Source organism: Levilactobacillus hammesii DSM 16381 (genome assembly GCF_001434395.1).
GTDB lineage: Bacteria > Bacillota > Bacilli > Lactobacillales > Lactobacillaceae > Levilactobacillus > Levilactobacillus hammesii.
The window spans coordinates 70,211-90,375 of the sequence record NZ_AZFS01000061.1; the positions used below are offsets into that span (position 1 = coordinate 70,211).

At 50.5% G+C, this 20,165-nt stretch carries 19 protein-coding genes; 5 read left to right on the plus strand and 14 right to left on the minus strand.

The genetic code is table 11. The annotated features are described in order from the left end of the window. The first annotated feature begins 53 nt into the window (after nt 1-53). Complete coding sequence (locus tag FD28_RS09085; RefSeq protein ID WP_057734729.1) at nt 54-608, plus strand: NADPH-dependent FMN reductase; 555 nt, start codon at nt 54-56, stop codon at nt 606-608. A 23-nt stretch (nt 609-631) separates the two neighbouring features. Here FD28_RS09085 and FD28_RS09090 read toward each other — a convergent pair whose 3' ends face one another. After that, nucleotides 632-1,645: an NAD-dependent epimerase/dehydratase family protein gene (locus FD28_RS09090; protein ID WP_057734730.1), complete on the minus strand. Its 1,014-nt coding sequence runs from the start codon at nt 1,643-1,645 to the stop codon at nt 632-634. Between the two features lie 102 nt (nt 1,646-1,747). Between FD28_RS09090 and FD28_RS09095 the strand changes: the two genes are divergently transcribed. Next, a complete protein-coding gene (locus tag FD28_RS09095; protein ID WP_057734731.1) occupies nt 1,748-2,188 on the plus strand; it encodes a MerR family transcriptional regulator in 441 nt (146 codons plus the stop codon). Between the two features lie 45 nt (nt 2,189-2,233). Here FD28_RS09095 and FD28_RS09100 read toward each other — a convergent pair whose 3' ends face one another. From FD28_RS09100 to FD28_RS09120, 5 genes are all read right to left on the minus strand, one after another. Next, complete coding sequence (locus FD28_RS09100; protein WP_057734732.1) at nt 2,234-2,920, minus strand: glycerophosphodiester phosphodiesterase; 687 nt, start codon at nt 2,918-2,920, stop codon at nt 2,234-2,236. Between the two features lie 199 nt (nt 2,921-3,119). After that, nucleotides 3,120-4,244 (minus strand): vitamin B12 independent methionine synthase, encoded by a 1,125-nt coding sequence (locus FD28_RS09105; RefSeq protein WP_057734733.1) that lies wholly within the window; start codon nt 4,242-4,244, stop codon nt 3,120-3,122. Between the two features lie 425 nt (nt 4,245-4,669). Next, nucleotides 4,670-6,190, minus strand: a complete 1,521-nt coding sequence (locus FD28_RS09110) for an ABC transporter permease/substrate-binding protein (protein ID WP_057734734.1) — start codon at nt 6,188-6,190, stop codon at nt 4,670-4,672. 1 nt (nt 6,191) lies between these two features. After that, on the minus strand, nt 6,192-7,124 hold the full coding sequence (locus FD28_RS09115; protein ID WP_057734735.1) for an ABC transporter ATP-binding protein: 933 nt from the start codon (nt 7,122-7,124) through the stop codon (nt 6,192-6,194). Between the two features lie 52 nt (nt 7,125-7,176). Further along, nucleotides 7,177-7,392, minus strand: coding sequence for a hypothetical protein (locus FD28_RS09120; protein ID WP_057734736.1), 216 nt, complete (start codon nt 7,390-7,392; stop codon nt 7,177-7,179). Between the two features lie 344 nt (nt 7,393-7,736). Here FD28_RS09120 and FD28_RS09125 point away from each other — a divergent pair, with 344 nt between their 5' ends. Both FD28_RS09125 and FD28_RS09130 read left to right on the plus strand, forming a co-directional pair. Further along, nucleotides 7,737-8,156, plus strand: a complete 420-nt coding sequence (locus FD28_RS09125; RefSeq protein WP_057734737.1) for an Lrp/AsnC family transcriptional regulator — start codon at nt 7,737-7,739, stop codon at nt 8,154-8,156. A 357-nt stretch (nt 8,157-8,513) separates the two neighbouring features. Beyond that, nucleotides 8,514-9,749: an ArgE/DapE family deacylase gene (locus tag FD28_RS09130; protein ID WP_057734738.1), complete on the plus strand. Its 1,236-nt coding sequence runs from the start codon at nt 8,514-8,516 to the stop codon at nt 9,747-9,749. Between the two features lie 463 nt (nt 9,750-10,212). Here the strand turns inward: FD28_RS09130 and FD28_RS09135 are convergent, their stop codons facing one another. From FD28_RS09135 to fabV, 8 genes are all read right to left on the minus strand, one after another. Then, nucleotides 10,213-12,351, minus strand: a complete 2,139-nt coding sequence (locus FD28_RS09135; protein WP_057734739.1) for a WxL domain-containing protein — start codon at nt 12,349-12,351, stop codon at nt 10,213-10,215. Nucleotides 12,352-12,364: 13 nt separating this feature from the next. After that, nucleotides 12,365-13,402 carry a WxLIP family cell surface protein gene (locus FD28_RS09140; RefSeq protein ID WP_162255552.1) on the minus strand — a complete coding sequence of 346 codons (1,038 nt, stop codon included), beginning with the start codon at nt 13,400-13,402 and terminating at the stop codon, nt 12,365-12,367. Nucleotides 13,403-13,461: 59 nt separating this feature from the next. Then, entirely contained in the window at nt 13,462-14,106 is a 645-nt protein-coding gene (locus FD28_RS09145; RefSeq protein WP_057734741.1) for a WxL domain-containing protein, read from the minus strand. Between the two features lie 250 nt (nt 14,107-14,356). Beyond that, nucleotides 14,357-15,019: a hypothetical protein gene (locus FD28_RS09150; RefSeq protein WP_057734742.1), complete on the minus strand. Its 663-nt coding sequence runs from the start codon at nt 15,017-15,019 to the stop codon at nt 14,357-14,359. A gap of 217 nt (nt 15,020-15,236) precedes the next feature. Next, the gene (locus FD28_RS09155) at nt 15,237-16,607 is read right to left on the minus strand and encodes an amino acid permease (protein ID WP_057734743.1); all 1,371 of its coding nucleotides are present in this window, start codon (nt 16,605-16,607) and stop codon (nt 15,237-15,239) included. 457 nt (nt 16,608-17,064) lie between these two features. Then, a complete protein-coding gene (locus FD28_RS09160) occupies nt 17,065-17,583 on the minus strand; it encodes a GNAT family N-acetyltransferase (protein ID WP_057734744.1) in 519 nt (172 codons plus the stop codon). A gap of 28 nt (nt 17,584-17,611) precedes the next feature. Then, nucleotides 17,612-18,058, minus strand: a complete 447-nt coding sequence (locus tag FD28_RS09165) for a flavodoxin domain-containing protein (protein ID WP_235806881.1) — start codon at nt 18,056-18,058, stop codon at nt 17,612-17,614. Between the two features lie 316 nt (nt 18,059-18,374). Beyond that, nucleotides 18,375-19,565, minus strand: coding sequence for an enoyl-[acyl-carrier-protein] reductase FabV (gene fabV / locus FD28_RS09170; protein WP_057734745.1), 1,191 nt, complete (start codon nt 19,563-19,565; stop codon nt 18,375-18,377). Between the two features lie 195 nt (nt 19,566-19,760). Here fabV and FD28_RS09175 point away from each other — a divergent pair, with 195 nt between their 5' ends. Next, nucleotides 19,761-20,033 (plus strand): hypothetical protein, encoded by a 273-nt coding sequence (locus tag FD28_RS09175; RefSeq protein WP_057734746.1) that lies wholly within the window; start codon nt 19,761-19,763, stop codon nt 20,031-20,033. Nucleotides 20,034-20,165 lie beyond the last annotated feature (132 nt).

Consider the following 20,165-nt stretch of genomic DNA (forward strand, 5'->3'; position numbering starts at 1 on the left):
AGTATGTGTGCATAGTGCACGAATAATTTAATTTTAAAGGAGTTTACCCACCCATGACGAAAAAAATCGGTTTAATCTTAGGCTCTACCCGTCCCTCTCGAATCAGTCCTAGCATTGCCGCTTGGCTTCAGAAGACAATGGCCCAACCCGACCTCACCATCGATCTGATCGACCTGGCTGAGATCAATCTTCCCCTACTGGACGAGGTTGAAATACCTTCAACTGGTATTTATCACGAGGCTCACACGCAAAAATGGCACCAGCTGATTCAAGGATACGATGGCTTTGTCCTCCTCTTTCCACAATACAATTGGGGCTACCCTGCACCATTGAAGAACGCCTTAGACTACTTGTATAAAGAATGGGCCCACAAACCCGTCAGCATGGTTTCTTACGGCCACCATGGTGGCTTTCAAGCAGCTCAAGGCGTCAACCTAATCATTCGCGGATTAAAGATGCGTCCGCTCACCAACAACCTGCAGATTAGTCTCAACGGTGCCGACTTAGACGACCAGGGTCACTTTATCGATACCGATCAAGCCCTTGCCCCTTACGCCTTCAACGCGCAACAACTGGGGGCCGAGTTCAGCCACGTTTTAGCCGACTAATACCGTGCTGGGCGCTTGCTCGATTATGACCACTGTAGGCAATCAACGGCCGCTAAAACAGCCGTTTCCTTGTCGCTCACCGGCCGCCACCCCAAAACTGTCCGTGCCCGTTGATTGCTGACACGATGATTCAACCGCAGAACCAAGTCCGCTTCCTTAAGCGTTGTATTTATTGGGGCCAGCAAATGAATCAGTCCCTGCGGTAGCAGATGTTTCGGCAGCTTAGTGGCTAGGGCTGGCCGTTGCGTTTTAATCAGCTCAATCATGTCGCGCATTGAAATTGCACCATCTTCCACCGCTAAAAAGCGCTGCCCCTTAGCCGCCGGCGTCAGCATGGCGCGAACGTGAATATCCGCCACATCCCGGACGTCGGCCACATTAAAGGTCAGGTCAGGACTCGCTTTGCCGTCCAGTAGACGCTGAACGATGCCAAAGCTATTGGTCACGCGCTGCCCCAACGCAGGCCCCAGCATTGCACCAGCGTTAACCGTCACGAATTCCAGTGATGAGTCTGTTTGGGTCAGGTAGTCCCAAGCGTGGATCTCGGCGCGCAGCTTAGACTGCTCATAAACGGATAAGCCCGGCTGTTTCTCGTTTGTCCAATCGGCCTCCGTAATCACGTGGTGCGCATCAAAACTGCTGAAGGCAACTGCGCCCAAGTTAGCAGTCATCACCACCCGTTTCACGTTCGCGGCTTCTGCGGCCTTCAAGATCCGCAACGTTCCTTGTTCCGCCGAATGAACGACCGCTGCCGAAACTGGCCCCGCATTAACAAAGACGGGCGCTGCCACACTCATCACACCCGTAACCCCTTGCATAGCGGCGGACCAGCCCGCATCCTGCATTAAATCGGCAACGACAAAGTGCAACCGCTCCAAGTGAGGTACCTGTGCTGCTGCCAATGTTGCCCGAACGCTATCGGCCTTGTCTAAAGAACGTAGCGTCGCCCGGACCCAAAAGTTCTGTTGTAATAATTTTTGAATAATGTGCAGGGCTAAGAAACCATCGCCCCCGGTTACTAAAATCTGTTCTGTCATTAAAATTACCCCTTATCGCTTGTGATTACGGTATTTCCTCGTTAAGATGTAATCAGCATAAACCCTAGACCTAACTCTAGGGCAACCGATAGGAGTGATTTTTTGACATATTCCATTAAAGAGGTGGCCGAAAAGACCAACCTTTCCATCTACACCTTACGTTTTTACGACAAGCAGGGCTTATTACCCTTCGTCAGCCGCAACGCCTCCGGCTACCGAACATTCACTGAGGGTGATCTCCATCTGCTCAAAACCATCTGCTGTTTAAAAGAGACGGGCATGAAGATCGCCGACATTCGCCAATACATCACCTACGTCATGGCCGGTCCTCGTTCGATTCCGCAACGGCAGGCGCTCCTACGTGAACATCGACAGGCCATCGAGGTTCAGCAAGCCGCTATCCAGACCAATCTTAAGGAAATTGACCGGAAATTAGCGTTATATGACGCCCCTAATGCCACGCACCTGGTCAATCAGGAACTCGCATTTGTCCAGCACGAAAAACGGGCTAACGGTCTTCCCAACCCCTTTGTCCTTTCCTAACGATACCGTAATGCACGCGCCGCTTTATCAAATGGGACGTGCATTTTAATTTGCGAGTTGTCGCTTAACCTGCATCATCGTGACAAAATCATCCGTAAAGATACCGGCGACCCCCTGTTCCATCAAATCCGCCGCAACCACAGGATTGTCCACGGTCCAAATCCGCTCCGTAACCGATGCCTGCGACTGAAAATGGTGCAAATGCAGGCCACTCAAATGTTCTCGCGCCACCAATGCCGCAGGGTGGGCCACGGGTTTATCCGTCAACCAGCAGTAGCTTTCGTTGGGCGCCAGTCGTTGGCACGTCTTCAGTGTGGGGAGATGGAAGGACGAAAAGATGACGGGATAGCGCAGCGCGGTGGCGTGTACCATTTGCATCACCACGGCTTCGATCCCGGGATATTGAATCTTATCGGTCTTGAATTCCAAATCCAACTGCACATCACGTCCCGAGACCAGCTTTAACAACTCAGCCAGTGACGGCACCGGCTCCGCATTCGCCAAACGAAAATGGCGTAACTGTTCAAACGTATACTGATCAATCCGGCCGCGCCCATCCGTCGTTCGATCAATCCGCTCATCGTGCATGATGACGGGCACCCGATCCGCGGTTAAATGCACGTCAAATTCCAAGCCGTCAATTCCTTGCTCACAAGCGTATTCAAACCCGGCTAGTGCGTTCTCTGGAAAGCGTGCCGGATAGCCGCGATGGCCAAACACAAGCGTTGTCATCATGGTTCCCCCTGACTGCCTTAAAGTTACGCTTAAGTCTACGCATCAACTGTAAAAAAGCGCTGAAGATTCGGTAAAGACGCTGTAAAGCCACTAGAATTGGCCTGGATTGCGCCCCATAATTAAGCCCCTAATAAAACGTGGGACAAACGGCAGTTGTCGTTTGTCCCACGTTTTAGGTTTCAATTTCAACACACGATTAACCCCAGACGCTATCAGCAACCCGCTTGACCAGTTGTAATTTCGCCCACTGCTGGTCTTCAGTCAGTTGATTGCCTTCCTCGGTAGACGCAAAACCACATTGCGTGGATAACGCCAAATTTGCCAGTGGTACCTGTTCGGCGGCCTCACTAATCCGTGTCTTAACGGCTGCCTCATCCTCTAATTCTGGGAATTTAGACGTAATCAGGCCCAAGACTAAGCGTTTGCCGGCATCCCCGTTCCAGATTCGCTTTAGGGGTGCAAAACTCCCCGCACGGTCACTGTCGTATTCCAGGAACAAACCGTCGTAGTGCAGCTCGCCCAAGTAATCGGCCACGTCGTCGTAGCTCCCTGAGAAGAGGTAGGTCGACTTGAAGTTCCCCCGACAAATATGGGTGGTCACCGTCAGATCTTCTGGCAACCCCTCAAGTAACTGGTTGATGACGTGGACGGCATCTTCCGCCAAGCCCACGTACTTTTGATGTGCGGCTTGATCATCGGCCGTTTCGTTGAGCTTGCTGATCAGAAAGGCCCACGTCGTATCATCCAGTTGTAAGTAACGGCAGCCCAGATCATAGAAATGCTTGATCGTTTCATGATAGGCCTTAGCTAAGTCATCTAAGTAAGCATCCCAGCTGTCATAGAATTGATTCCAGTTGTCGCTACGGTTGTCCCGGAACAACATGGTGGGTGACGGAATCGTCTGCTTCACGACCACACCATCTGGTACCAAGCTCTGTAAGTATTGGAAGCTCTCAAAGAAGGGATGCTCCGGGTTAAACGCAATCTTGCCGACGAGATCGGCATTATCCGTCCGCGTCTTACTGCCGTGGAACTTGTAACTCTTCTTGTAGTCGTAGTGGCCAACCCCCGTGAGTCCCCACAGAAAGTCCAGGTGCCACCAGCTTCGGTTGAATTCGCCATCGGTCACGGCCTTTAATCCCAGGTCAACTTGTTTCTGAACCACCCGCTTCGTTTCGGCACGTTGCACCGTCTTTAAATCGTCAGCGGTAATGTCACCGGCCGCAAATTTTGCTCGAGCGTCCTTCAAGGCAGCTGGGCGTAAGAGACTCCCCACAACATCGTAACGGTAAGGAAAAGCTTTCAAAGTAGTCGTTGTCATGATCAAATTCCTCCTAGATTTTAGTGATTTGTCACGGGACATAAAAAACGCGCTCGTCCCTGAACTAATTGCTTAGCTCAAGGGACGAACGCGTCGTTTTACCACCCTAGTTTACAAGATCCTCACAGACCTTGCCTCAACGGTACCTCATGATACCCGGAAAGTTAACGGTTCCTACCGATCAAGCAGCGTGAACCACTTGATAGCTATCAGGAGCTCATCTTCATGGCTAGTCGTTGACCCGTTCTCACTTACCGGGCTCACTGAACAACGACGACACCACTACTCTTCTCCTAGCTTTTATGACAAATCGATTAGAAATTAATGATAGTGTAGTCTTCCTCGCCACAACTGTCAAGACTAGAATTATTCACCTAACTCGGTTAACCCGCCTTGACTAGTTCCCCAGGCTTGACGCTTACTTTTTAATCCAGCAGTCCGTGACTCTTCAAGTATTCTCGTGCCACGGTGGCCGCCTTCTCGTGCTTAACCGACACCCGGTAGTTCATCTTCTGCATATCGGTCGTCGACACCTTACCGGCCAGCTTGTTCAAAGTGGGTCGGAGTTCTGGGTGCGCCGTCAGTAGCTTTTCAGTCATAAGGGGTGCCCCTTGATATGGCGGGAAGAACCGCTTGTTGTCTTTTAGAACAACCAAGTGGTACTCCTGCACCTCAGGATCGGTGGTATACCCATCAACCAGATTAACCTTACCGTTGGCAATCGCCTTATAACGAATCGACGGTTCCATGGTCTTGACGCTGGCAAATTTCAGCCCGTACGCCTTGCTTAGCCCGGGATAACCGTCCTTCAGCTGATGAAAATCGGGATCAAATCCGGCGTGAACCTTATCTTCAACCGCCACTAAATCCGAAACCGTCTTTAAATGATACTTCTTGGCAAACTGCTGAGTGACCGCCAAGTCATAACCATTTTGATAGGCCATAGGCTTGAGGTACGCCATTTGATGTTGCGACTTTAAGGCGTTCTTAGCGACTTGGTAAGTCTTCGCGGGATCATGACTGGCCGTCTTTTTCCCCGTCACCAGCGACTCTAGCACCGTCCCCGTGAATTCGGGGTAAATATCAATCGACCCGGATTGCAACGCCTTAAACAGGAAGGACGTGGCCCCAAAGTTCGCCTTGGTGGTCACCTGCATGTTGGGATGATCGTGCTCAATGAGATCCTTATACATGTTGATCAGAATTTCGGGTTCACTCCCCAACTTTCCGGCCACCGTAATCGTCGTCTGCGGGTTGGCCAACTTGCGATAGCCGGCAAACCCACCAATCAACACGACCAGAGTCGCGAGAACAATGCCGGCCTTCTTAAACGACAGTTTGCCCAGCCAATCAATACCGGCGCCAAAGACGAGCGCCAAAATGGCGGACAACACTGCCCCAATAATCAGGAGGGCATTATTGTTGGTTTCAATCCCCAAGAGAATATACGTCCCCAGGCCACCGGCGCCAATCAGGGCGGCCAACGTGGCCGTTCCGATAATCATCACCGTGGCAATTCGAATCCCAGAAATAATCATCGGCATCGCCAACGGCAGTTCGATTCGGAAAAGTTTCATGTGCCGCGACAGACCAAACGCCGTCGCCGCTTCTTCTAAGCTCGGGTCGATCGTCGTCAGCCCGGAATACGTATTTTGAAAGATCGGCATCACCGCGTAAATCACCAGCGCGATGATTGAAGGAACGGTGCCAATCCCCACGATTGGGATCAGAATTCCCAGCAAGGCCAGACTGGGAATCGTCTGCAGGATACTGGTAATCTGGAGCATCACGTTGGCGGCGCGTTTGTGATTCATCAACACGATGGCCAATGGAATGGCGATGACTGCCGCAATCAACAGCGAAATCAGCGACAGGCCAATGTGTTGCCCAATGGCCCGGATGATATCATTGCCCTGTGTCTTTAAGATATGCACAATTGCCTGCAAACTAGTCCGCCTCCTTAGCTGCTAAATAATCCAATAGGTCTGGCGTCGTCACTGCACGGGCACCTTGCGCCGTTGCAATGACAACTGGTGCTGTCTGTCGCAAAGCTGCCGCCAGCTCACTGATTGGCGCAGTTGCCGCCAAGGTTGCCTCTGCCGTGGTCGCCTGGCCGTAACCCGCATTCAGCAGGCTCTGAATCGTAGCCGGTTGCGGTGCGTGTTCGTTTTGGAAAAAGCCGCGCACAAAATCATTGGCCGGGTGCTGCATGATCTCTTCTCCCGTCCCAATCTGTTGGATGTGGCCGAGACGCATGACCGCGATGTGTTGTCCCAATCGCAGGGCCTCGTGCATGTCGTGGGTCACGAAGACAAAGGTCATCTTTAACTCCCGATGCAGACGCAAGACCAGATCCTGCAACTGCTTACGCGAGATTGGGTCTAACGCGCTAAATGGCTCATCCATCAGCACCACCTTGGGCTTGATGGCGAGTGCCCGAATAATGCCGACTCGTTGCTGCTCCCCACCGGAAAGTTCGCTGGGCATTCGTGTGGCATACTGATCCGGGTCCAAATCAACCTGCGACAACAGGTGCCGCGCTCGCGCAATCCGGTCCTGACGTGGCCACCCCAACGACTCCGCTTGAATCGCAATGTTTTCCTGAATATTGAGGTTAGGAAAAAGGGCGATGTTCTGCAACACGTATCCCATTTGCAGTCGCAACTGTTTCAAGTCATAATCAATGATCCGTTTATCATCAAAGTAGATGTTGCCATCGGTCGGTTCGATCAGCCGGTTAAGCATCTTGAGCGTCGTGGTTTTACCGCTACCGCTGGGTCCGACAAGCACAAAGAAATCACGACTGGGGATCGTCAGATTGAGACGATCCAGCGCCAGGTTGCCTTCGTACTGTTTACTAACGTTTTTAAATTCTATCATGCTGACCTCCGTACCTCTCCCTTGTGCTTCCTGATCTTTTTCTTCATTACTTTTATGGCATATAACTGCTGCTGTAGACGTTGTCAGTCGCCTTACCATTCGCCTGCGGCTGCCAGAGATTCCGCCTGCTGTGGGGACCGGTGAAAGCCAGAAAGCGGTCTTTCACCTCGACTTGAAACCGCGCAAAAATCGGCACGTTTCCAAGCTCGTCCCACGCTGTAAATTGGCACAAAACGCCAATTAACACCGTCATCACGGCCGGCTCCATCCCTGGCCTCCTTCGGCTACAATCGTGATTGGCTCCCACACCGTACTTCTTTCTCACTCAGCACCCAGCAGGGGAGTTAAACCACAATCATCACGTTAGGAACACTGCCGATCAGTAAAACGGACAGCTTACACCATTTTTCGTCCGCATTAGATGTATTCCTGGTGACTTTCTCACTTGTCCTGTAATGTCTAATTATACTAATCTTCCCCAAAATACCTAGAAAAACGCCTCAAACATGGTGCAATCGCAATAACGTCTACTTTACAGTTTTTTGACAGCCCTGTTAAGATGAAAAGTAAAGCATTTCGTGCCAAAATACTTATAAAGTAAGGTGTTGTCATTTGCTCGACGCAACCGATACATTAATCCTCAAAGAACTGACTAAAAACTGCCGAATCAAAGTTAACCATCTGGCACAACGGGTGCATTTGACGGCGCCCGCAGTGACCGCGCGCATCAACCGTCTGGAAGATTCCGGCGTGATCAAGCGCTATACCATTGAGGTCAATACCGAGAAGCTCGGGTATGATCGCCAAATCTTCATCCGGACCGCCATGAAGGATGCCAGCCAACGCACCGCCTACCAGAAGCTCATCAAGCGCTACCGCAATGCCATTCGCCATCACTATCGCGTCTCCGGTGACATGCCTTATCTCATCGAAGGGGCCTTTCACTCACGAGCCGAACTGAATGATTTTTTGGTAGACCTCGGCGAAGTCGCCACCTACAAAGTCATTGACGTGATTGATGAATTAATCTAGCCGCCATTCCTGTTGCATTTGCAGACGACGCCCTTAGTATAAGGGGTAACGTTACGTTACAGTCAACCGCCAGCTTGCCAATCTTTTAGGTTAACGACTAAAGGTTGCAAGATGAAAGGCCTACCCCATTACCGCATTGGTGTAAGTATTCATGCCAGTATATTGCTCTAAATCGGGGGCGCTTTAGACTGGAAGAACACCGTCTTCTCACTCGATTGAACGCCACGGCCCCGTGCCTCACCAAAGCATTGGCTGTACCAGTTTCTTGACCCTCCTGGCAAAAAGTGCTGTAATCAAGTTAGTTATTAATCTAATGGTTTACATACAGACGGTTATTTTAAAATGAGGTGGAAGAACATGGATGAAGTTGTTCAAGCCCTAAGCGATATTGTGAAGATGAATACCGTTAATGGTGCTGAAAAGCAAGTAACTGACTACATCGCTGCGCTATTGGCCAAGCATGGTATTGCCAGTAAATTAGTCGAATACGCCCCCGATCGGGCCAGCCTGGTTGCTGAAATTGGTGATGGCAACGGCCCCGTTGTCGGCTTTGACGGTCACGCCGACATCGTTGCTCTAGGCGATGCCAGCAAATGGCAAGTTGAGGCCCTCTCCGCAACCATCAAGGATAACCTGATGATTGGCCGGGGAACTTCCGACATGAAGTCGGGGCTCATGGCCGGCGTCTGGGCGCTAATCCATCTTAAGGAAAATCAGGTCCCTCTTCACGGAACGGTGCGACTCATGGCAACCGTGGGTGAAGAATACGGGCAGTACGGGGCCAAGCAACTCGCCAAGGCCGGTTACGTTGACGACGTTGATACGTTGATTGTCGGGGAACCTAGTGGTGTCGCTAAGCAGCTCCTGATGCAAAAGCAGATTCAATACATGTTGCAGATCGACCAAGCCGGTGCGCAGAAACTCGCTGATGCGAACCAGACCAACGAACAGCACTTCATCGAGCTGGCACATAAGGGCTCACTGACCTACACGGTTCACTCTAAGGGGGTCGCCTCACACAGCTCTATGCCCGAGATTGGGAAGAACGCGATCACCCCGCTGATGGCCTTCTACCAAAAAGAAGAAGAATACTTTGCTTCAATCAAGAATTATCGCAATCCGGTTCTGGGACCGGTAACGCCCGTGGTCACCATGGTTCGCGGTGGGGAACAGATTAACACCGTTCCTGCCAGCGCCGACCTGTCCGTTAAGATCCGGACGATTCCTGAACTGCCAAACGCCGATATGACGGTCGCTATTAAGGAAATTATTGCGGACTTGAATGCCGCTGGTGCCGACTTAACCCTCGACATTCTCAGTGATTTGCGGCCCATGCATACCATGGAAACGGCCAAGTTGGTCAAGGTTGCTAAGACCATTGGGGAAGCCGATCTGGAACAAAAATTGCCTTTAATTGGGGTTCCGGGTGGCACTGACGCCTCCTCCTTCCTCGCCGTCAATCCCGACATCGACGTTGTGATCTTTGGCCCCGGCAACATTACCGCACACCAGGTCAATGAATACGTCGACTTAGACATGTACCACCGTTTCATTACGATTTACGAAAAAATGATGACTGAACTGCTCAAGTAAGTGTAAAGTGGTTCGCTACTAGACCGCTGCTGGTTACCTTTCTAGGTAATCGACAGCGGTTTTTTTACCCCCTCTATCTATGACTAACGTATTTTTTTAAGAATCAGTCTCACTTTTTTTCAAAGAGCGTGAGCCATCAGGCGCTTAGTTGACACGCCTGAACGTAATGTTCTCGGGTTAAACGCAACAAATTACCTGGTGGCCCAGTCTCTTCAAAACCATACAAAATGACGTCCGAGTTCAGCACTCAGACGTCATTTCGTGGCTTTGATGAAACTTGGTTAATCTCTTGGCGATTTACTCGCCTGTTTATCAGCTTCCGTGGTAGGATGATTCGAATTTGACCATCCAAATTAGTTGGCAAGGCATGGTTAGCCGCCATCACTGACTGCTGTACGCATCACGTCTCGAATTGGCCAATTCTAGCCACTTCCAACCCGCTTGCTCAAGCTGGTAACCCGTACTATCCGGGAGCATCCTCCAACGTCCACGTTATACTGCCCGTATAATTACCGGGTATAGTATCCTCATCGACCGCAAGAAGGACACCTGTCCCTCGCGTCCAGTTTCTCGACACATTAAACTTGCCATCGAGGTTCGTGTCAGTTGTCGTATGCGTCAACACCGGTGTTGGTGTTCTGCCAATCGGTATTACCCCATACTTGTTGACGTAGACAGGTCCCCCACCAAGTTTGGTACCATCGCCAGTCACAAACGGGGTGGACTGCGCCAGTAATGTCCATTGCGAACCGCTTCCCCGCGTATCCTGAACCTCTATTTGCCAACTGCCTTCTCGGTGAACCAGCTGACCTTTGCCGGTTAGTTCACTCGATTGAAAACGCTCATTTGGCGAAATATAATTAAACTTCAATTCACCGATTACCTTAATGGTCATGGTAACCCGATTAGACGTATCGCCATCCGCGGTCACGGCTGTGAGGGTCAATGCGTTCTTCCCCGGGCGAAGCATATCCGCTGTTACGGGGAGCTTAAAATGCCCATCAGCGGTCATTGTCACGTCCGGCAAAGCCTGTTTATTCAACACCTGTTTCAGTTTAACGGTTGGCATCTCTGCCATACTCGTGGTCGCTGTAACCCTACCCATTACGGTCGTTGCCTCATTCGCCTGCAACTCTATCGTCTGCCCACTGGTCACATTCAAATCTAAATCAAGACTTGGATTAACCGTAAACTGCGGCGTTTCCGCCGTACTGATCAACGCGTTAGAAGAGAAGGTGCTTGAGGTACTTTCTACCTGAGTCGTCTTGGACACTGCCGCTACCCGCCCGGTCAGGCTGATGGTTGCGGAGGGGTATGCGCTATCCATCGCGTGGCCCAACTTCGCTAGCAAGCGGCGATCCTTGACCGACTGAAGGTCTAGGGTCTCGGGCGTGCGATCACCACTATACGTAATCGTCGCACGCTCAAAGTCAATCGACTGAGGGAGCTTCAAGTTGGCCACAATACTCGACCAAGGCTGCCGACCGTCGCGATAATTCAGGTGATAATCTAAACGAACTTGATCATTTGCAACCGCACCACCATGGTCCTGAATCTTTCGGCCACGCGTGAGGTTAGTCAATGTTGCAGTCGTTGTCGCATCGACCACCCCCGGCGTATTTTCAAAGACGGCCAAGTTGTTGCCCCATTTTCTGCTCGTCGTTCCGGTAATCCCCCAACGGATTTTGCCACTATGTTCCGGATCAATCACATTCTGATCGAGCCGAATCGTGTGGCTAAGACCAGCGAGATGTTCTCCCGTCTGTGGGTTTCGATCGTTGAAGGTATAGGTCATCGTTCCCGCCGAGGCATTCCAATGAATGGTAACGTGATGCCAGTGGCTATCTGCCAAAAAACCAGAATCCTTAGAACTGACGATCAGACCATTGTAGCGCAGAGAATAGTAATAGCGGGGGCTGGTAAAGCCCCATATGCCGGCATCCACGTACTGACGATACGTTTTCGCTAGACTAGGATAGGCCGATGCGATGTGGTTGCTGGGCGAGCCAATATCAAACGAATTGGCCTGGCCAACAGCACTCCCGCCGGTTTCCATGTTGGCATTCGTATCAAACACCAATGCCCAGCTATTCTGGACTGCCGTCTTTGCAATTCCCTCACTACTCTTTTGAGTTGGGTTTTTGTCGACCCCCCAGACACCCAGTGTTTCCCCCTGAACGCCAAAGCGTCCAAACTTGGGACTCGCCGCAATGCCGTTAGGATCGTTCTGGAGAACAAAGGCCATGCCTTCGCCTCCACTAGTCCCCTTATCGCCAAAGTACATCCACAATGAAACTGTTTCGTCCTGAGTTAAATCAAAGTAATTATCATTCGTCGACCAAATTGAACCAAATTGATCAGCCCCATTGGTTAACTTTGCAGCCTGCGTGTTAGGAGCAGCCGGATTCGTTGTATCAACCACAGCAGCTGAGCTCGTACTAGCTGTTCCCAAGGCCATCACAGAATCGGTCTTGTTCAATAAGATACCCTGTGGTGCCGTTGCCAACGCATGTCCATAGTCACTATCGGCATGCGCGGGCATCGTTCCACCCAGAGTTACTGCTAGTAGAATCAAGCCGGCGCTCAACCACTGTTTGAGCAACGTTAACGCCTCCTTATTTCGTGTCATGTGTGTGTCGGTTGCGATAGATGAGGTAGCCAATAATGGCCAATAGAATGGCGATCAAGATCAGCAACAACAAGTACAGCAAGTAATTTGGCTGTGTTGGGGTCAACGCGTGTCGGTTAAGCCGTTTGATCGTCGGTCCGTTAATCGTAAAGTTGCGGACGAACCGCCACTGCTGATTTCCGGACTTGGCCGTCAAATACAACGTATAGTTGCCGGCGACTAACGCCTCGTTGCCCCACGGAATGCTAAAATTAAAATTACTGTTGGGCGCCATCCCCATTTGACCTTGTTTCTGGGATAGTAATGTCCGATTGTTGCCGACCTGCGTCACGCGTGCATTGACCGTCAGGTTTTGCAAAATCCCCGGTTGGAAATTCTGTAGATTTGCCGTCACGACATTTCGCGCGTTGATCTGTGAGGCGACGACTTGATTGAGTTTCAAATCGGGCTTCACGGTCGTCCCTTCCTGTAGAGACACGCCAATTGCGTAGGCAAAAGCGTTCTTGATCATGATCTGACCGTTAGATTTAGCATTATCTGGATTCAACTGCGCCACATAAATACCACCCAAAATAATGCCACGCACTTTTTGAGAAGGCATCGTGTAGCTCACCGTCACCCGCTTTTGCGCATTCGCTGGAATCGTCACCGTCTGGGCAGAATCCTTGCTGAAGACATCCGCGATACCGACCTGGAGTGATGAGTCCCGCTTAGGTTTCAGTTGACTATAATCAATAACACCATTGTTATTGGTCACAGCCTGGTTGACCGTGATCTGAAACTTTTGCGAACGATTACTCGTATTGGTCACCACGATCTGCAATTTCTGCGTCTGACCCGGTATTGCCCGGAGATCAAAGTACGAAATCTTTTGACTGATCTGGTTGTCCGGAAGCACCGGGTGGACGGTATAACCAACATTATTGTTGGGTGTACTGGCCGCCCGAACCGTTGGTAAACGCCAAACCATCGCCATTAACGCTAAAATCACGGCTAATAAGATCTGCCATCCTCGCCTCATCATTGACGCCCCCCTCATGACACAACACCACGCAAACAACGTTCACCAAATCGGCGAATCGCTTACTGTGGCGTATCGTTCAGCTGCCAAGTCATGGTTGAGCTGTAAATGCCGCCCATTTGCCCTGCTGGTACTGCTAACGTAATCTCAGCTAGGCCATATTCGGCATCCCAAATACCTAAACCACCCTTAGCCGCTGCATCAAAGACCAACGCGTTCGTACCGGTGCCATCGAGCTTAAAGGCTGTGGCACTAGGCTCCGTTGATGGATTACCCTGGTTACCTGCTGAAACATCGGGTTCACCCAGCGAAAGAACGGCCCCTTTCAGGGTATCGCCGGTTGCATCCGTAAACGCCGTATTCTTGACTTGAACATTCCACCCACTGCCTAAGCCTGGGTTAGAAACTTCAACAGGATTATCCGCCGTCGCTGCAGAATATACCATGTTAATCTTGCCGTTTGGGGTGGCATTAGCGCCAAAGCCAATGTTTGGTGCCGAGTCTAACGCAATTGCCGCATTAGGACTCGTATCAAACTCAGCCGAAGACTTCGTGGTCTGGGAGGTTGGCCCAACGCTACTACTGCTTGCACTGCTACTGGAAGACGAGGCATCGGTCGTTGCCGCAAAAGCGGGAACGGCACCAACCCCCAGTGCTAAGGCTGCAGCGCCACTTAGCAAGGCAGCCTTCATTAACTTTCGAGTCATGTTACTCAACTCCTCATATTTGCTAAATCCATACCTCCTGATTACCCGTTTTAGCAAACATGGATGGCTCCGGTAATGGCTAAGCCACCCGTTACGTTACAGACAGAATGATTCCGTGCTGGTCACTTTGTTCGCCAGCCGTCTAGCCAAAATCGTGTCCGCTTTATCTCACATGCTTGATTCACTAGCTGATGATACCTGGTGAAAAATAAAAAGGCCAGCTTTTCGCTGACCTTTCGTATCTAGTCATTTAGTGATGGTCGCCGTTCATCGTTGACGCTTTTAAATCATTTAGCCACTGCGTCGTCTCTTGATCCGTTCCCGGCGTAATCTGAAAGCCCAAGGGCCCAAACAAGGCCGCAATCGCCCCCCATTGAAGGCCGTCATCAGTCCTAAAACTGGCCGTGAGTTGATCGCGCTGCTTGACCGTAACCGGGATCGCACTGATCGTTAATAAGTTCACCGCCAATTGCTCAGCAATCACCTGTTCCCAACCGGTTGCCGTGAGTGGCGAGACCATCTGGCGTGGCGTTGCCAAAGGAAGGACGGGCCCTTCTCGCTGGATCAGACGTTGCCAGCGCATCGCTTGCCCGGCCAGGACGCTGTAAAACTGCCACGGGACCTGATTACCGATCCGCTGCAAGGTCGTCGTGGTGAGGGCCGTGATATCCCACTGAACCTGATTTTCTCCCTGTGCTAAGGCGGTTTGCAGCCATTCGCTAAAGAAGCGCTGCACCGTCGCATCTACTAGCGGTGGTAGCTTGCTGCCTTGAACCAGATGGTAACGGCCCAACAAAAAGTCCTCAACCTGCTCCCACGCAATGGTTCTACTAGTCTGCTGTTGTTTTCGACGACGAACTTGCCGCAATTGTTTGAGACGACTCGATTTACCATAATTTCCTGGACGACTCATGTTTGGCCTTCTTTCCCTCATTTTTTTGATGTAAAATCCGCCTGAATTTAGGTGTTTTAAGCCTTAAAAATAACGCAAAATCCGACGGCAATTCGTTAAAATCTGACAGTAGCTATTATACATGCTCGCCTAAAAATAGCCAGTCGATCGGCAACACGGAATGTGTCAGGCCGTTCAACTGGCTATCACTTACTTTAAATTTAAAAGCGCCAATCGCCTACAGTGTCTTTTCGTCCTTTTCACGCGGCTGGTACTTCTTGAAGTAGATGATGGTCATAACTGCTAAGAAGACCACCCCTACCAAGATGGAGACCCGCGTCTCTGGGTTCAGGAACATAAAGATTAAGGTAATCGCGAGAAAGACCAGCGTAATGTAGTTGGACCATGGCGCAAACGGCATCTTGAAAGGATGTTCGGCCATTTCGTGGGGATTCTGCTTACGGAACTCAATCTCGCTGATTAGAATCACAAACCAGGGAACCATTCCTGGCAACACACTGGAACTGTAAACCATGACGAAGATCTGACTGGCATCCTTAAAGAACATCGGCAAAACCACGTTCAAGACGACCCCAATTCCGATACCAATGGAAATGGCAATCACGGCATAAACGGGCACCCCATGACGGTTAAGCAGCGTGACCTTCCGTGGCAGTTGTTTCTTTTCCGCCAATGTAAAGGCCATCCGACTAGCACTATAAATCCCGGAGTTTGATCCGGAAAGCGCAGCGGTAATCACCACGAAGTTAATGATCGACGCTGCGGCCGTAATCCCAATCTTCGCAAAGGTTTGAACAAACGGAGAACCAATCTGGTTCAGTTGATCCCAAGGGTAGATGCTGACGATCACGAAGATGGCCCCCACATAGAAAATCAGGATCCGTGCAACGGTCGAACGAATCGCCGTAACCAGTGTGTGTTGGGGATTTTCGGCTTCACCGGCCGTAACCCCAATCAACTCAATTCCCTGATAGGAGGCCAGGACAATGGCCAAGGCAAAGATGAACCCTTTGGCCCCACCGGTAAAGAAGCCCCCGTGTGTCCACAGGTTACTGATTCCGACGGCCACCCCGTGATTCCCAAATCCAAAGAGAATCACGCCCAGGCCGGCAATAATCATCAGAACAATCGTGACCACCTTAATCAGGGCAAACCAGAACTCCAGCTCACCAAACATTTTGACCGAAATCAAGTTGGCAATACACAGGAAGGTAATCGCCACCAGACCGGGAATCCAGTCCGGTAGGTTGGGCCACCAGAAACGGAAATAACCACCTAATGCGATCATTTCACTCATCCCGACGACAATGAATTGAAAAATATTACTCCAAGCCGTCAAATAACCAAACACCGGATGCATGTATTCGGAGGCAAACGTGGAGAAGGACCCAGTTGTGGGGTGCACGTACAACATTTCCCCCAGGGCCCGCATGATTAAGTATAGGAAAATTCCAGAAATAATATAGGCAATGAGGACGGAAGGTCCCGTCCACTTGATTGTGGAACCAGACCCCATAAATAATCCAACGCCGATCGTACCGCCTAACGCAATCATCTGCATTTGGCGGGCACTTAGTCTTCTTTGCAATCTAATTCCTTCTTTCTATCCTTATGTAAGGATTATTTCGTCATTAAAAATGGATCATCTAAAACTCAACTGCTCTTCCATCAAACAATCACTCGCCACTCGCTTGCGTCTGTGAGGACCGTCTGCGGCCTCGCTAATCGTCATAAATATGAGCTGCTCTCAAGCTTAGATTAAAAGTGTATGAGAATATGCTACCTGGTTCTGCATCATTAAGCAACTGCTTTTTATCGCAATGTCAAATTATCTATGATTGCTATACACAATTATGCCGCAACACCGGCGTTTATTCAAACTTACTGTATAAAAAAAGAAGCCGTCACGAGTGCTAGACCGGTAACGGCTTCCACATAAATTTATTTTTAGTAACTTTGAGGACCCGTGACTGCTCGTTCGTTTAGTGAACGACCTTGATGATCTTCACGAAACACTTACCACGGTCAATATGACCGGATGATTGCTAAATCAGTTTTTCGTAAACGAAGCAGACGTCTGTCGGATGGTAGACACCATCAATTTGGCCAACCTTCTTGAAACCAAACTTTTCGATCAAGTGTTGCATTTTCAAGTTGTCCCGGTGAGTATCAATCCGAATACTTTCGGCTTCGGGATGGTGTTCATCGATGTAATCAAAGAGGTCACGGAATAATTGGGACGCATAACCATTGCCTTGGTGGTGGGAGAAAATGGCAACCCGGTGAACCGTTACGTACTTCTTAGCATCCGTCAGCCATTCACCCGTCATGGTATCGTAGGCGTGGTCTGGGGATTCGATGACGGCAGCAACTCCCAACGTTTCGTGGTCGTCACTGTTGTAAATTACGGCACGGCCATCTTCGATATCGCCTTCGATGACAGCGCGATTCGGGTAATTGTTTTGCCATTGATCGATTCCGGCATCGGCAAGTTGTTGCTTGCCGTCTTCAATAATGTCACAAACTAAGTCAATTTCTTCTGGTTTTGCTTTTCGTAAATACATACTCGTTTCACCTCGTTAAATTTTCCAGTTAGTCAAAACTCTTTAAAACACGTTGCGCCAGTTGGTCCACCCGCGCCCAATCAGCATCATCCGGATCTTGGTCGATCTTCACGGAATCTGCGACTTGGTCACCGTTGCTGGAATTTAACTGCATGGTTAAATAATCCACGGCGCGGCCAAAGTGAACGTGCTTCTTCGAGCTAGATCCCAAAACGGCAAACTTTGTCCGTCCCAGATCAACTTCTTTTAAGTCCTCAAAGAAGTCCTGGGCTTCATCGGGCAAATCACCATCATGGTAGGTATAACTCACGACAATCACCGCATCGGCCTGGGGCAACTCAAAGGCGTCCGCTTGCGAAATCTCCGTAACAACCGTTTGCGCCCTGGACGCTAATTGTGCCTGCAAGTGGCCAGCAATGGCCTGGTTGCGACCCGATAGACTGGCAAAAATGATTTGAATACTTGGTATCATCATTAGATAGGTTCTCCTTAACTTTAAACGTTAATTTATCGCCGAAGTGCAGGATCGACTGACTGGACAACTTCACAGCCACCGAGGACCACTCACGGCTCACAAACGACGGTCACGAAGTCACCCGTAATGGTCGTTATAGACTGCAGAATATTATAGACCTTTTCGGGGCTATTCCCTAGCAAAAAGACGCGACTCTCAGGGATTTTTAATTGACTTCGCTTACATAAGGATAGTCGTGAAAAGGCATTATAACGTGCTTATACCTCATTTTTAACCCCCGTTAATGGCCTAACCCTCACATCGTTACTTCACAATTCTAGTCGTAATTATCCGACAGTTCATCCCAGTCAAACTCGGCCGGCACCCCCGGAACCGCAAAGCCACTCAACTGCCGAAAAGCCTGACGATAGGCCTGATAACCCGGCATGGCCGTGGTAAACCGAGCTGGTGTCAACTCGGGCAAAATCTGTGCCACGGCTGCTTGCATCGTTGTGGACAGCTCCAGCGCATCTGGCCGCAACCGCCCCTCATCATCCATCTGCCGCTGGTCCCCATACACCATTTCTCGAAACAGCCGATCCTGATGTGCCACCGTGGTTTCGTGGGTGCCACTCGCTTGTTCCGCCTGCAATAGCGCCATGACGTACCGTGAAAATCCCGGAATGACGGCCGAAGCCTTGGTCACGGCGGAACGGTTCACGCTAATCAACGCCTCGCCGCCCGTTGGTGCCAGCAATTGTTGAAGACGACGGGCACTAGCCTCCGCCGCACGCTTTGCTCGGCCCAGCGTGCCATCGTGATAAATCGCCGCCGTTGCCGTGGGGCCTTCGTAGGAGAACAAGATGGTCTTACAGTTTGGTGCCAGAACACCCGCATCTCGCAACGTATGGACCCAAAGTTCCCAGTCCTCACCGCCCATTACGTGCGTGGTGGCCGCAATCTCGGCAGCCGAAGCCGGTGCCACCGTCTGTTCCACTAGCCGCTCCTGTTCTAAGTTAAGGGAAAAATCCGTCACCGAATGACCAATCGGCTTAATCACCGATCGCCAAGTTTCATCAGCATTATTTGGATTAACCCGTTTAGGGGCAGCAATCGAGTAGACCAACAGATCAATCGGTTCGGTCAGTTCCTGCCGCACGTAGTCAATCACGAGCTGTTTGGTACTCGATAGAAAGGCATTGGCATTGAAATTCTGGGCGACCAATCCGGCTTTCTCGGCGGCGCGCTTGAAGTACACCTGGTTCCACCACCCGGCGGCGCCCAAAAAGTCAGCCTGGGGTGGCCGCGCATAGCCCACCGAAATCGTGGTCGCACCCTGACCAAAGGCCGCCGTCAAGCGACTGCCCAAGCCATAGCTCGCCGATCCGCCCAGAATTAGGGCACACTTCGCCCCAGCATACGTTCCCCGCGAACGGACCGTTGCAATCTGTTGTGACATCATCTGTTCCAAGCCATGGGGATTGACCGAACGCGCCACGTTTCCTGTGATTTTTTCCGCTAATTGCATACGTTTCACCGTGCTTTCCACTTTTTCTCTAATTTAGCACTTTTACTCTGGAAGCGATACCTTCATTTAACCAGCGCTGTTTCCAATCAAACGGCGCATCAATACGACTAAAACAATAGTTGTGCGACCCAACTAATTTGGTTATGATGGATGAGTTGTGTCAACGATTTCGGTTTAATAAGGAGAAATTTAATCATGTTTAACAGCAAACTCGCAAAGTCACTATTGGTCTTAGTGGCCGTTATCATCGTAGCGATCGCCGTTCCCACTGCGCTTGGCGCAAACAACGCCCAAGCATCTGGTGACTACACGTTCAATGGTAAAACTTACCCCACGAAAGTCGCTATGAACAAAGCCACCAAGAACTGGCAAAATCGCCAACTCTCGCGTACCCAAAAACAACTGGTCAAGGCTGCTAACGCCGAGGCCACGACCTCGACCCGCCTGAGTCACAGTTTCAGTAACTAACGCCTTACTCAAAAACACCGCGAGATGAACTCGCGGTGTTTTTATAAACATATTAATATTTTCGGTTATTTTTGGAAGCGATGCCTTCATTTTCCCAGCAGCGTTTCATCCCCAAGTCCCCGGTAAACCGGC

Excerpts from the sequence above, each read along its gene's own strand:
- FD28_RS09085 (WP_057734729.1), top strand. The coding sequence starts at position 54 with ATGACGAAAAAAATCGGTTTAATCTTAGGCTCTACCCGTCCCTCTCGA.
- FD28_RS09090 (WP_057734730.1), bottom strand. The coding sequence starts at position 1,645 with ATGACAGAACAGATTTTAGTAACCGGGGGCGATGGTTTCTTAGCCCTG.
- FD28_RS09100 (WP_057734732.1), bottom strand. The coding sequence starts at position 2,920 with ATGACAACGCTTGTGTTTGGCCATCGCGGCTATCCGGCACGCTTTCCA.
- FD28_RS09105 (WP_057734733.1), bottom strand. The coding sequence starts at position 4,244 with ATGACAACGACTACTTTGAAAGCTTTTCCTTACCGTTACGATGTTGTG.
- FD28_RS09115 (WP_057734735.1), bottom strand. The coding sequence starts at position 7,124 with ATGATAGAATTTAAAAACGTTAGTAAACAGTACGAAGGCAACCTGGCG.
- FD28_RS09120 (WP_057734736.1), bottom strand. The coding sequence starts at position 7,392 with ATGGAGCCGGCCGTGATGACGGTGTTAATTGGCGTTTTGTGCCAATTT.
- FD28_RS09130 (WP_057734738.1), top strand. The coding sequence starts at position 8,514 with ATGGATGAAGTTGTTCAAGCCCTAAGCGATATTGTGAAGATGAATACC.
- FD28_RS09140 (WP_162255552.1), bottom strand. The coding sequence starts at position 13,402 with ATGATGAGGCGAGGATGGCAGATCTTATTAGCCGTGATTTTAGCGTTA.
- FD28_RS09145 (WP_057734741.1), bottom strand. The coding sequence starts at position 14,106 with ATGACTCGAAAGTTAATGAAGGCTGCCTTGCTAAGTGGCGCTGCAGCC.
- FD28_RS09150 (WP_057734742.1), bottom strand. The coding sequence starts at position 15,019 with ATGAGTCGTCCAGGAAATTATGGTAAATCGAGTCGTCTCAAACAATTG.
- FD28_RS09160 (WP_057734744.1), bottom strand. The coding sequence starts at position 17,583 with ATGTATTTACGAAAAGCAAAACCAGAAGAAATTGACTTAGTTTGTGAC.
- FD28_RS09165 (WP_235806881.1), bottom strand. The coding sequence starts at position 18,058 with ATGATGATACCAAGTATTCAAATCATTTTTGCCAGTCTATCGGGTCGC.
- fabV (WP_057734745.1), bottom strand. The coding sequence starts at position 19,565 with ATGCAATTAGCGGAAAAAATCACAGGAAACGTGGCGCGTTCGGTCAAT.
- FD28_RS09175 (WP_057734746.1), top strand. The coding sequence starts at position 19,761 with ATGTTTAACAGCAAACTCGCAAAGTCACTATTGGTCTTAGTGGCCGTT.